At 54.2% G+C, this 12,408-nt stretch carries 14 protein-coding genes; 4 read left to right on the top strand and 10 right to left on the bottom strand.

What is annotated here, in order from left to right:
• Nucleotides 1–109 precede the first annotated feature (109 nt).
• The 3 genes from IT971_RS21790 to IT971_RS21780 all read right to left on the bottom strand — a co-directional run bounded on the left by IT971_RS21790 (nucleotide 110) and on the right by IT971_RS21780 (nucleotide 2,388).
• Nucleotides 110–1,012: a 1-acyl-sn-glycerol-3-phosphate acyltransferase gene (locus tag IT971_RS21790; RefSeq protein ID WP_063092211.1), complete on the bottom strand. Its 903-nt coding sequence runs from the start codon at nucleotides 1,010–1,012 to the stop codon at nucleotides 110–112.
• On the bottom strand, nucleotides 1,009–1,800 hold the full coding sequence (locus IT971_RS21785; RefSeq protein ID WP_007088437.1) for a GNAT family N-acetyltransferase: 792 nt from the start codon (nucleotides 1,798–1,800) through the stop codon (nucleotides 1,009–1,011). Before IT971_RS21785 ends, IT971_RS21790 begins: the two co-directional genes overlap by 4 nt.
• A 165-nt stretch (nucleotides 1,801–1,965) precedes the next feature.
• On the bottom strand, nucleotides 1,966–2,388 hold the full coding sequence (locus IT971_RS21780; RefSeq protein WP_007088438.1) for a Fur family transcriptional regulator: 423 nt from the start codon (nucleotides 2,386–2,388) through the stop codon (nucleotides 1,966–1,968).
• A 195-nt stretch (nucleotides 2,389–2,583) separates the two neighbouring features.
• On the opposite strand from IT971_RS21780, the gene IT971_RS21775 reads away from it, so the two are divergent.
• Nucleotides 2,584–2,829, top strand: coding sequence for a sulfurtransferase TusA family protein (locus IT971_RS21775; protein ID WP_007088439.1), 246 nt, complete (start codon nucleotides 2,584–2,586; stop codon nucleotides 2,827–2,829).
• A gap of 103 nt (nucleotides 2,830–2,932) precedes the next feature.
• On the opposite strand, the gene IT971_RS21770 is transcribed toward IT971_RS21775, so the two are convergent.
• A complete protein-coding gene (locus IT971_RS21770) occupies nucleotides 2,933–3,472 on the bottom strand; it encodes an N-acetyltransferase (RefSeq protein WP_063092212.1) in 540 nt (179 codons plus the stop codon).
• The gene (gene tsaB / locus IT971_RS21765) at nucleotides 3,469–4,287 is read right to left on the bottom strand and encodes a tRNA (adenosine(37)-N6)-threonylcarbamoyltransferase complex dimerization subunit type 1 TsaB (protein ID WP_063092213.1); all 819 of its coding nucleotides are present in this window, start codon (nucleotides 4,285–4,287) and stop codon (nucleotides 3,469–3,471) included. The genes IT971_RS21770 and tsaB overlap by 4 nt, the downstream gene beginning before the upstream one ends.
• Before the next feature lie 19 nt (nucleotides 4,288–4,306).
• Here tsaB and ddpX point away from each other — a divergent pair, with 19 nt between their 5' ends.
• A complete protein-coding gene (gene ddpX / locus IT971_RS21760) occupies nucleotides 4,307–4,864 on the top strand; it encodes a D-alanyl-D-alanine dipeptidase (protein ID WP_007088442.1) in 558 nt (185 codons plus the stop codon).
• A 58-nt stretch (nucleotides 4,865–4,922) separates the two neighbouring features.
• Here ddpX and IT971_RS21755 read toward each other — a convergent pair whose 3' ends face one another.
• The 4 genes from IT971_RS21755 to IT971_RS21740 form a co-directional block, all read right to left on the bottom strand.
• Nucleotides 4,923–5,996 carry an ABC transporter ATP-binding protein gene (locus tag IT971_RS21755; protein WP_063092214.1) on the bottom strand — a complete coding sequence of 358 codons (1,074 nt, stop codon included), beginning with the start codon at nucleotides 5,994–5,996 and terminating at the stop codon, nucleotides 4,923–4,925.
• A gap of 5 nt (nucleotides 5,997–6,001) precedes the next feature.
• Nucleotides 6,002–6,856: a carbohydrate ABC transporter permease gene (locus IT971_RS21750; protein ID WP_063092215.1), complete on the bottom strand. Its 855-nt coding sequence runs from the start codon at nucleotides 6,854–6,856 to the stop codon at nucleotides 6,002–6,004.
• Between the two features lie 2 nt (nucleotides 6,857–6,858).
• On the bottom strand, nucleotides 6,859–7,710 hold the full coding sequence (locus IT971_RS21745) for a carbohydrate ABC transporter permease (protein ID WP_063092353.1): 852 nt from the start codon (nucleotides 7,708–7,710) through the stop codon (nucleotides 6,859–6,861).
• Nucleotides 7,711–7,866: 156 nt separating this feature from the next.
• Nucleotides 7,867–9,111, bottom strand: a complete 1,245-nt coding sequence (locus IT971_RS21740) for an ABC transporter substrate-binding protein (RefSeq protein WP_063092216.1) — start codon at nucleotides 9,109–9,111, stop codon at nucleotides 7,867–7,869.
• A 229-nt stretch (nucleotides 9,112–9,340) separates the two neighbouring features.
• On the opposite strand from IT971_RS21740, the gene IT971_RS21735 reads away from it, so the two are divergent.
• Nucleotides 9,341–10,672 carry a GH1 family beta-glucosidase gene (locus IT971_RS21735; RefSeq protein WP_063092354.1) on the top strand — a complete coding sequence of 444 codons (1,332 nt, stop codon included), beginning with the start codon at nucleotides 9,341–9,343 and terminating at the stop codon, nucleotides 10,670–10,672.
• Between the two features lie 53 nt (nucleotides 10,673–10,725).
• Nucleotides 10,726–11,766, top strand: a complete 1,041-nt coding sequence (locus IT971_RS21730) for a LacI family DNA-binding transcriptional regulator (protein WP_063092217.1) — start codon at nucleotides 10,726–10,728, stop codon at nucleotides 11,764–11,766.
• Nucleotides 11,767–11,776: 10 nt separating this feature from the next.
• On the opposite strand, the gene IT971_RS21725 is transcribed toward IT971_RS21730, so the two are convergent.
• On the bottom strand, nucleotides 11,777–12,310 hold the full coding sequence (locus IT971_RS21725) for an MgtC/SapB family protein (protein ID WP_063092218.1): 534 nt from the start codon (nucleotides 12,308–12,310) through the stop codon (nucleotides 11,777–11,779).
• Nucleotides 12,311–12,408: the final 98 nt, after the last annotated feature.

Raw genomic sequence — 12,408 nt, 5'->3', positions numbered from 1 at the left:
ACGCCGAAAAGCGGTGTGAAAGCTCACACCGCAGACCGGACATCTTCGATATCTGAAATTCCGGTTACATGAAACCCAATTCACGCAATCGGATCATACGGCAAAACGGTCAGGAGCCGAACTGACGATCCGGTCCGAACAGACGAAAATCTTCGGAAACAATGGCCAGCGGCGAAAAGCCAATCAGATCACCGGTACGTCCATTATCAATCAGCGGAACCGGAACCCCCTGATGCATGCCGGTCAGTGCTGCATGATGTCCACGCGCAACAGCTGTTTCACACATCCGGGAAAGTTCCTTGCGCGACCCGGCATCGGCCAAGGTCACAGGCGGATGAACAACCAGCTCAACCGTTACTTTGCCAAGAGCCAGAAACTGCCACAAATGCGGCGCCAAGTCCATATCACCGTACCAGGAATAGAAAGCACGCAAATCGCGTCCGATCGGTGCTCCATCAAGACGGGTAGCCGCAATCGAAACCGGCTGGACTTTTACCTGCGATCCATCGGGCAGGGTGCGTTCGGCAACACCGAACAAAGTCGATTTGAACGGCAGCACACGGTTGCCATCGTTGCTTGTGCCTTCCGGGAACAGGATCAGTTTGTGCCCATCGGCAAGACGCCGGGAAATCTGGTCATTCTGCTCGCGAGCGCGGGCCGGGCGACGCTCGACAAAAGTGGATCGCTGCAACTTGGCAAGCGTTCCGAAGATCGGCCAGCTGGCGACCTCGGTCTTGGCAATGAAACTGCCTCGAACCAAGGCCCCCAGCACCGGAATATCGAGATAGGATGCGTGGTTGGCCACAATAATACCCGGACCGTCCATCAACTCTGCCCCGGAAACGCGAAGCTCAATATGAAGGATTTTCAGGCAAAGCGCATGATAAAACCGCGGCAGATCATCGGCCAATCGCAGTCGAAATGCAATTGCCATCACCTGAACCGGGATCAGGATCAAAGTCAGCAGGGCATAGGCCAACAGCCGGATGGCTGCACACGCATAACAGTTCACGATACCCTCGCGGTCCGCTCATAATGCTTGTAGTAACGATCCGTTACCTTTTCCGTCGGTAACACGATGCAAATGTCGGTGGTATTAAACTGATGATCAACCACCGCACCGTCACCGACGAAACCACCCAATCGCAGATAGCCCTTGATCAATGGCGGCAGATCGCGAAGCGCCTGTCGTGCATCAATTGCATCAATCGTCGTGCGCGCCATCGGCTCGTACCGGCCTTCGACTGCGCGAGGTCGCATTTCTTCGGGTGCCAGATGATTGTGATGCAGATAGGTCAGAACATCGCCAAAGGCATCCGGATCGGTGCCATGGAAAGATGCGCAGCCAAACATCAGCTTGATATCGTATTTGAAAACATAGGCAGCAATTCCCTGCCAGAGAAGTTGCAGGGTCGGCATCGTGCGATAGGCTTCTTCAACGCAGGAACGACCAAGTTCCATGATCTCGCCGCTGCCTTGTGCCGCATCAAGCATTGACTGGATGTGGTATTCATCAGCGCTGTAAAAGCCGCCATGCTGATTTGCAACCGACTGACGCAGCAGGCGATAGGTTCCGACAACACCGTCTGGTCCCTGACCGCGATTGTGATCGATTACCAGCAGGTGGTCACATAAAGGATCATAATTGTCAAAGTCGCGCTCGGCCGCAGCCATTTCCGCGCTGGGCTTTGCCCCGCGTTCCTCATAGAACACCTTGTAGCGAAGTTTCTGACTGGCGAGGATTTCGTCCTCGGTTTCGGCGAGGCGCACCTCTAACCGCTGCTGTCGATCGTCGCTCATCGCAACTCCCTTTCGTTCATCTGCGCAGATTTTGCGCAAGTTTCGCGTCAGGGGCGAGTGAAGGCTTTGTTAAGAACGCGTAACAGGAATATGAAAAACCACCCGCTCAGCATGAACGGGTGGCTTGAAATCTGCGATTTTCGCAACCGTATTGTCAGAAATCGGTTACTTTTCGTCCTTCATCGGAACGCCGTAAAGCTCCAATCGATGACCGACAAGCTTGTAACCAAGCTCTCTGGCGATCTCTTCCTGCAACTTTTCGATTTTTTCGTTCGAAAACTCGATCACGTTACCTGATCGCATATCAATCAGGTGGTCGTGGTGTTCCTCGGTCAATTCCTCGTAACGTGCACGGCCATCACCGAAATCGTGTTTTTCAAGAATATCCGCCTCTTCAAACAGGCGAACGGTCCGATAAACGGTTGCAATCGAAATCTTCGGGTCAATTTCGGTCGCCCGGCGATAAACGAGCTCCACATCGGGATGATCTTCTGATTCCGACAGGACCCGGGCAATCACCCGGCGTTGGCCGGTCATTTTCAAACCCGCGTCGATGCACTTCTGCTCGATGGTTGATTCTGTAAGCATAGTCTTGTTTCTCGTTTCCGGTTCCGCCTGTCCCCAGCCAGGATGCTCCCAGGCTTTTGCTCTCATGTGGGCTAAATATCGAGAAAACTGTCACATATCGCAAGGTACAAATAGCGATAATTTGTTCTCTCCAGCTTGCCTCCAGCCCGATGAAACGCTACTTCACGTTTCCGGTGCCCAATCAGGAGACAGCATATGGACGACATCACGCCCGATCATAAGATCGACATCACAAAGGATGTCTGCCCGATGACATTTGTTCGCACCCGACTGAAACTTGAAACCATGACACAGGGTCAGGTTCTCGAAGTAACACTAGGCGCTGGCGAACCGTTAAAAAACGTTCCGCGTTCTGTCACCGAAATGGGCGACACCGTCATTGACCTTGTCGAACTTGCCGACGCACCGAACACATACCGTTTAACGATACGAAAAGGTTGAACAAATCCCGCGCGTCGTCATCAAGGCCTAGACTATAACAGCTTGACGGTCAAAACCACACATTTGATGTGGATATAGCGAAATAGAATACATCCAGCTTGCATTAATCGCCCCAGCCCAAAACACAAGCACCAAGATCACGCTCCATAACCAGCGCATCAACCTCACGCCCGGACTTCCGGCGATAGTATCTCTTGCGCCGCCCGATCTCGGCAAAGCCGCAATCACGATAAAGCGCAATCGCCGGTGCGTTATCATCGGCCACTTCCAGTAAAACCCGCCCGACACCGGTTTCGCGCAAGCGATCAAAGGTCGCAGACAACAGTTTTCTGGCAACGCCGCGTTTACGCGCTTCCTTTGCGACAACGATGGTATTGATTTCCGCCTCGTCCAGCACTGCCTGCATCTGGATAAAACCAAGTGGGATATCAAGGCGGTTTTCCGCCTCATTCCCCGGTGCAAAGGCCAGAAACCCGAAGGCCCCAGGCACATCAAGCAGTGTGATCATCTCATCCGCCGACCAGCAATCCTGATCTTCGAACCCTTCAGCATGAAGCGCACTTGCAACATTGCAAAACGCCGCAGTCAGGGGAACGACTTCAATCCCGTCTTCAACTTCCGGCTGGTGGGATGAAGCACTCATTCCTCATGTACCGGCTTGTTTTTTGCCGGTCCCTGATCCTCGATCCGGCGCGCATCGGGTGCACGTAGATACATTGGCACAGGCGGCAGGTTTTCATCCGTTCCCCAACGCGCCGCTGCAATCCGCGCCACATTCCCGGCTCGCGGTAGCCCCGGCGTCGTGCAATCATAAAACGCATCCGGCGCGTGGGCAGCCGCAGTCAAAAGGCGCGGGGTAGCATCGCCGGCCAGAAGCGTATCGCCCGGTGGAGCCATCATCAGAGCCTGTCGGGGTGCAACACATTCCGGCGCACTGAGCGGGCGCTTCTTGCCATCAAAGGCCTGGGCAAAAATTTCGTTCCGCTTGCTGTCGAGTGCCACCAGAATATTTCGTCCCTGCTGATCACGTTCGGAAACGCCATAGGCCACCGCCTCAAGCGAACTGACACCAACCACCGGAATTTTACGTGCTAGCCCAAGCGCACGCGCGGTCGCAAGGCCGATCCGCATACCGGTAAAAGCGCCCGGTCCGACGGTGACGGCGACACCATCAACCTCGTCAAAGGTGATTCCCGCCTGATCCAGACTTTCGGCAATAAACCTCATCAGGTTTTCTGCCTGCCCGCGTTCCATATCCTCATAAAGCTCGCCCTTGACCTCGCCATTGACCAGCACGGCAGTTGAAAGTGACGTTGACGCGGTGTCGATAGCCAAAAGCGTTGGGCCCGTTTTTTCAATGGCCCCGGATGACGTTTGCGGTGCGATCTGATCTGCGCTATGGGGATTGTTACGCAACTGACCGGTCAGCATTTTTTTGATGTAATCGGTAAACGACAAGAACAGGGGGCCTCCGGCAATGGCGCTGGTCGAAATTACGCCACAAGAATATGATGTCGAAATTGATATTGTTTATGCCACGGATCGCAATTTCACCGGGGCACCGATTTATTCACGGCCTGCCTGCTATCTTCATCGTGATGCGGCGGACTGCCTGAAAAAGGCTGTCGCCATGGCGCGACGTCACGGTAAACGCATTCGTATTCTGGATGCCTTCCGCCCACAAGAAGCCCAGCGGGCTCTTTGGAACCATACACCCAATCCCGATTTCATCGCCAATCCCGATCTTGGATCGCCACATGGCCGTGGTGTTGCCATTGATCTAACGCTGTTGGACGCAAACGGCAAGGAACTGGATATGGGGGCAGGGTTTGATGAAATGCATATCCGGTCCTATCATGGAGCGGACGGGCTTTCAAAAGACGCCGAGGCCAACCGTTTGCTGCTTCTGGGCATCATGGTTAGTGCGGGTTTCGAATATTACAGCCACGAATGGTGGCATTATCAACTGCCTAACGCACGCAGCAATTATCCCCTGTTTTCCGACAGTTCCCTGCCGCAAAGCATGATGAAATAATTGATTGGGCAACAAAGTTGCCGGACCAACCGTAATAAGCACGCGGTCGGCCCGGTTTCTATAGTACGGCCTGACCACTTTCCGGATCAAACAGCGATACACGCGCACCATCAATCATGATCCGGGCATCACTGCCGGAACTGAAATGCTGTTCGGGGCCTGTACGGGCCGTAACCTCCGCCCCGGCGACGGCAAGACGGACATATTGATCAGGCCCGGTCGGCTCTGCCAGAAGGACCCGGGCATTTGCACCAAAATCATCAAATACAAGATGTTCCGGCCGCGCGCCCAATGTCATGGGGCAGCCGATAAGTTCACGGGCGCGGCCGGGCAAATCTACCAATGGCAATTGGCCCGATCCCCCGTCAAACGCAATTCCGTCACCCACCTGAACCAGTTTGCCATCAATGAAATTCATGGTCGGGGCACCGACGAAGCTGGCGACAAACCGGTTGGCCGGTCGGCGATAAACATTTTCCGGTGTATCAGCCTGCTGGATAGACCCTTTGTCCAATACCACAACCTTGGTTGCCAGCGTCATGGCTTCGATCTGATCGTGGGTGACATAGACAATGGTCCGGCCAAGCCGTTCATGAAGACGTTTCAATTCAACACGCATATCGGCACGCAATTTGGCATCAAGGTTCGATAGAGGCTCGTCAAACAGGAAAACCGATGGTTCGCGCACCAGCGCACGGCCGATCGCCACGCGTTGCTGCTGCCCGCCGGACAATTGCGACGGTTTGCGATCCAGAAGCGGGGTGATTTGCAGAAGTTCACCAATGTCATCGACACGCTTTTCGATATCGGCCTTGGGCATGCCACGCATTTTAAGGCCAAAACCGATATTCCTGCGCACCGACATGGTCGGATAGAGCGCATAGGACTGAAACACCATCGCGATATCGCGTTCATCAGGCTCCAGTTCCGTGACATCCCGCCCGGCGATGTGGATTGATCCGCCGGTGACGGGTTCCAGACCGGCAATCATGTTCAAGATCGTCGATTTGCCGCACCCCGACGGCCCTAACAGGACCAGAAACGCACCATCCTCGATTTCGAGATTGATATCCTTCATCACGGTCAGACCGGCATAGGCCTTGGTCACACCACGTAATTCAACGCCGTTCATGTCCGTTATCCTTTCACTGCACCAGCCGCAATTCCGCGAACAAACAACCGCCCCGACAGCAGATAAACAGCCAATGTCGGAAGCGCCGTCAGCATGGTGGCAGCCATATCCACGTTATATTCCTTCTCGCCGAACTGCGATCCGACAAGGTTATTGAGCGCAACCGTCATCGGTTGTCCGGATCGCCCACCAAAGGTCAGGCCCAACAGAAAATCGTTCCAGATATATGTGAACTGCAAAATCATCGCGACACCGAGGATCGGCAACGAAAGGGGCAACATGACATGCCAGAACAAGGGCCAGAAACCGGCTCCGTCAATGCGGGCGGCTTTCAGCAGATCCTGTGGAACGGTTTTGAAAAAGTTACGAAACATCATGGTGGTAAAGGCAACGCCCCATATGACATGCACCAGAACCAATCCCGGAATGGATCCGAATATTCCCAGTTCGCGCACCATGATGATCAGGGGATAAAGTGTTACCTGTGGCGGGATGAACATGCCAACCAGAAGGGCAGCAAACATCAGATTGGCCCCGCGTATTTTCCACGCTGCCAAGGCATAACCGGTAACCGCACCAAGTCCGACCGAAAGGAAAAGCGCCGGAATGACGATTTTGACTGATGTCAGGAAGGAGGATGACAGACCACCGCAATTTCCGCCTGCGGTTTGGCTACAATCGCCAGACCATGCTTCGCGCCACGCGTCAAAACTTGGTTCCACCGGCAGGGCAAAGATGCTGCCATCACGAATTTCATCCATCGGTTTAAGCGATGTCGACACCATGATAAAAACCGGCGCCAAAATCATCAGGGCAGCAATCCCGAGCAGTCCATAAAGCGCAAGACAGTTAAATCGCATGGTCAATGCCCCCCACCGTCGCGTGCTTTGCGCAGTTCAAAATGGATATAGGGCGAAATGACTGCAATCACGGTACAAAGCAATACAAATGCACCGGCCGCACCAAGGCCAAGTTCCTGCCGGTTCAGGATATGATCGACCACAAATTTCGCCGGCAAATCCGATGAAAAGCCGGGCCCGCCGCCGGTCAGGGCAACGACAAGGTCATAGGCCTTCATGACAATCGCGCTCATCAGGATGAATACGGTAAAGAATACGGTGCGCATCATCGGCGTAATCACATGCAGATAGACCCGCCAGACCGGAATGCCATCCACCCTTGATGCCTTCCAGATATTGGGATCGACATTACGCAGCCCTGCTAGAAATAGCGCCATGCACAGCCCGACCTGCTGCCAGATTCCGGCAATGGCAAGGGTATAGATCGCCCGGTCCTGACGCACGATCCAGTTGAACTCAAATGTAGTCCAGCCCAGTTCGCGCACAGCATCCTGAAGCCCCAAACCCGGATTCATCACCCATTGCCAGATGACACCTGTCACGATGAAAGACATCGAAAGCGGCAGCATGAAAACCGTGCGAAACATGCCCTCGGCCTTGATCCCGCGATCAATCAGAATCGCCAGCAAATAACCGAAAACGATACATCCACCGATAAACAGGAAGCCATGAATGGCAATATTCTGCATTGCCGTCCACCAACGTTCATTGGCGAACAGGCGCACATATTGGTCAAAGCCGGTAAATTTATAGACCGGCAACAGACGCGACCGCGTCAGCGAAATCACAAAGGTCCAGATAATAAAGCCATAAAAACAGACGATGGTAATCGTCATGGCAGGGATCAGCGCCATTCTTGCCGTCCATTGCGGACGCCAGCGCCGTCTGCCGTCGTGCGAAGTTTTCAACGCACCCTGTGCCGGTTCGGCCATAAGTAATCTCGCTTCTTTGTAAAGGTGCCGCTGCATCAAGCAGCGGCACACCTGCAAAGCCGTGTCATTCCATCTGCCTTACTTGGCGTAGGAAATCGCCTGACGGAATTCTTCCTGCCCCTGTTCCGGACTCATGTCAGCACTGTTCCAGAAATTGGAGATACTGTCATCAATTGCCCCGGAAACGGCACTTGGAACACCAAACAGACCGGTACTGACCAGATGGGTTTTCTTGTCCTGCAATGTCGCCATGGCCTTTTGTGCACAGACATCAAAACTGTCACCCGGCACATCAAGAAGGGCAGGGATCGAACCCTTTTTCTTATTGAACGCAATCTGGACATCAGGCTCCAGCATCACATGCGCCATTTTTTCCTGGGCCGCCTGTGCTTCTTCGCTGTCCATCGCGGAAAAGGCAAAGGCATCAACCGTCATGATATAGGCGGTATCGATGGCCGGGGCGAAGGCACAGCCGACCGTTGTGCCCGGTTCGACACCGGCCGCAATAATTTCACCCTTGGCCCAGTCACCCATAAACTGAAACGCGGCGTCGCCGCGGATGACCATATTGGTCGCTTCGTTCCAGTTACGACCCGGGCTCGCTTCATCGACAAAGGGTTTGAGCGCTGCAAAGGCTTCAAACACCTTGCGCATGGTGTCGGATGCCAGAAGTTCATCATCCAGCGTGCTGTATAGCTTGGCGTAGAATTCACGCCCGCCAACGCCGAGAAGGACACTGTTAAACAGGATGCGTTCCTGCCACGGCTGCCCGCCAAGGCCGATCGGAATCACACCGGCATCTTCAAGCTTTTTGGCCGCATCAACGAATTCCGGCCAGCTTTTCGGCACCTCGATCCCGGCTTTTTCAAGCGCTTCCTTGTTGTAGAACATCCAGTTTTCACCATGGATGTTGATCGGGGCAGCGATATAATCACCATCATATTTTGCCGCCTGAACGATAAGTGGCGGCAGCTTTTCATCCCAGTTTTCTTCCTCGGCCACCGCATTTACATCGGCCAGAAGCCCCTGATCGGCCAATTCACGCAATTGCTGCCCGATGGAAAACTGGAAAACAGTCGCCGGGTCGCCGCCCAGCATGCGGTTAACCGCAGCCGCGCGGGCATTGCCGCCACCCGCAATCGGTGTATCGACCCATTTACCGCCCTGTGCTTCGAAAACGGTACGGATTTCGCCCAAAGCAGCCTGCTCGCTGCCCGATGTCCACCAATGCAGAACTTCGGCAGTCTGGGCGTGAAGCGCACCGGCAGAAACACCGGCGCTCAGAAATGTCGCAAGTGCTGCAACCCTTGAAAATTTCTTCATAACGGATGTCCTCCCTAATGGATACGTTCGCGCCCGACTTCTTAAATGGTCGAAAATTCGTAACGTTTCGATTTTTTTGATAAGCGCTTTATTCACTCTTGTCAATCAAGAAAACCCGGCCATAATAAGGCGAAATCGATCCGGCATTATTTTTTTGCCGAAATTTCCGAAACGTTACGATTTTGGATCTGCCAACGAATGTGATCCGCGACAGGGCAAGGAAGCAATCATGATTAAACCTTTTCCCAACGGTTTCCGCTGGGGTGTCTCGACCTCAAGCTATCAGATTGAAGGCGGCGCGAGCGACGACGGGCGCGGCGCCAGCATCTGGGACACCTACTGCGCCACACCCGGCCGGGTTGCCAATGGCGACAACGGCAGCGTCGCCTGCGATCATTACCATCGCTGGGCCGAGGATCTTGACCTGATCCGCCGGCTTGGCGCGAAACATTATCGATTTTCGGTAATGTGGCCGCGTGTCATACCGAATGGCACCGGCGAAGTTAATGAAGTCGGCATGGCGTTTTACGACAGGCTGATTGACGGAATGTGCGAACGCGGTCTTGATCCTTGGCTTTGTCTTTATCACTGGGATTTGCCACAGGCGTTGCAGGATCGCGGGGGCTGGGCGAATCGCGATATCGTTGACTGGTTTGGCGATTACACCGAATTGCTGGTGAAGCGGTTTGGCGACCGGGTCAAATCATGGGTTACATTTAACGAACCCAACGTGGTTGCATGGGTCGGTCACGAAGAAGGCCGCCACGCACCGGGCATTACCGATCCACGCGCGGCGATGCGCGTCGCCCATCATCTGAATATGTGCCATGCGCGGGCGACCCGCGTGATCAAGCATCATTATCCCGATGCACCGGTCGGATTCGTTTTGCCGATGCACAAGGCCTATACATTGCCGCATCGGCGCGAACAGGACGCCCATCTGGTCGATCTGTTCGAAGCCAAATGGAATGGCACCTTCCTTGATCCGGTCTATTTCGGCCGCTATCCCGAGCTGATTATTGATCGCATGGAACCCCATATTCAGGATGGAGACCTTGAAGCGATCAAAACCAAAGTCGATTTTCAGGGCCTGAACCAGTATTTTCCAAGCTATATAGAAGCCACTGAAGGACGCGCATGGCCGTTCAAACACGCCGAACCGCCAAAATATTTCCGTCGCACAGAAATGGGGTGGGCGATTGATGGTGACTGCTTCTATCGCACCATGAAAATCCTGCAGGAGAACTACGGCAATCCGCCGGTTTTCGTGACCGAGAATGGCGGTGCCTTCATCGATCTTCCCGGTCATGACGGCTATATCGAAGATCAGGATCGCATTGCCTACTACAGTGAATATCTCTCGGCTCTTTTGCGCGCCGTTGACGAAGGCGCAAATGTGCAAGGATATATGCCCTGGTCCCTGCTTGATAATTTCGAATGGGCATATGGCTATGAAAAGCGGTTCGGGTTGGTGCATGTCGATTACAACACGCAGAAACGGACGCCAAAGGCGTCTTATGACTTCATGCGGCGCGTGATCGAAAGCAACGCATTGCCTTAACCACAAACGGGCGATTAGATTGTCCGCCAAAGAATAGATGAACGGACCTGTGTATGTCAGCCTCCCGCCCGAACCTTCGCACTATTGCTGACCGTCTTGGCCTGTCGGTCACAACGGTTTCTCGTGCATTGAAAGACGGGCCGGAGGTCAAACCTGATACGGTCGCACGCGTCAAAGCCGCGGCGGCCGAAATCGGTTATCACCCCGATGCCCGTGGCGTCATGCTGCGCACCGGCAAAACCATGCAGGTCTGTTCGATCCTGTATTCCCCCGAAGTTGGTGATTATGGCGACCCGGGCTTTCTGGCCCAGGTTGAAAGCCTGGCAAAAGGTTTGGAGGCCGATCACTATTCACTGGTTGTCCTGGCCCAGACCAGCAGCGAAGATCCACTTGAACCCGTTCGCCGCGTACATACGCAACACATGGCCGATGCGGTTGTCTTTTCGCGCACCACATTGCAGGACAGCCGCGCCAAATACTGCCTGCAACATGACTTTCCCTTTGTCAGCTTTGGCCGTACCGAACTTTTAACTCCGCATGCCTTTGTCGATCACGATGATGAACAGGCGGCATATGATGCGGTCAAACGCCTGATTGATGACGGCCACCGCAAAATCGGCATGATTGATCCGCCTGAAGACCTGACCTTTTTCGGATATCGCAAACGCGGTGCGCGCCGCGCCATGATCGAGGCAGGACTTGATCCAGAAAGCCTGATCTGGATGACTTCGGATGTTTCCGTCCGCGCGGCCCGCGAAGCCACCATCCGCCTGCTGACTGATCAGCGCGATGCTACTGCCGTGGTCTGCGCAAGTCAGATGACAATGATTGGTGCACTCGAAGCATTGCTGGAACTGGACATGGATACGATCCGTGACGGAATTGGTGTTGTCGGCTTTGGCGGCATGCCGTTCCGTATGCTTTCAAAACAGAAACTTGCCTATTACTACCAGCCGCAACGCAAGGTTGGAAAAGTCCTGTCAGAACATTTGCACAGCCTGATGACCGGCACACCCGCCGAAGAACTGCAAACGCTGCTGCCTTATCGGCGGATTGATGACCTCGCCGCCTTCCGGGAGGGGGAGGATTTCTGATCGATGGCAATCAGCCTTCGTTGTCTTTCCTGATATCTTCCACCGTTTCGTCGCTACCCAGAAGCCGAACCAGCATCAGTTCGACCGGTTTTAAAACAATCAGGACAATCAACGTCAACACCGTCGCGATCACCACGATATGCCAGGCCGCAAGGGCGCATGCGATGCCAAGTGCCGCCGTGATCCAGACGGTTGCCGCCGTCGTCAGGCCGCTGACTGACATATCCTTTGGATGGCGCAGAATAACACCCGCCCCGATAAAGCCGATGCCGGTTAAAACGCCCTGCAAAATCCCCTGCACGACGCGCGATAGTGCATCAGGGTGATCGATCAAATCCTCGAAATGTACAGCAACCACCGACACAACCGCCGCACCAAGTGCTACCAATGCCAATGTGCGCATGCCGGTCGGCTTGCCATTCACATCCCGGTTTAACCCGATCAGCATGCCAATGACGGTTGCCGCGCACAGCCGCAGGATCATGTCGATTACCGCAATATCGAAATAGCCTTCGACGGTTGCAAGATAGGAAAGATTGGTCATGCCGCTTCCAGTTCGCGCTTAATCTGTTTGATATACAGACCGAAACGCACCCTGTTCGTGCATTGTTCCACCAACGGTCAATCGGGCAGCCCGATATC

The organism is Thalassospira sp. B30-1, assembly GCF_015767575.1.
GTDB classification, from domain to species: Bacteria; Pseudomonadota; Alphaproteobacteria; order Rhodospirillales; family Thalassospiraceae; genus Thalassospira; species Thalassospira xiamenensis.
The sequence above is the reverse complement of the archived record's forward strand: the minus strand, read 5'-3'. Positions and strand labels throughout refer to the sequence as shown.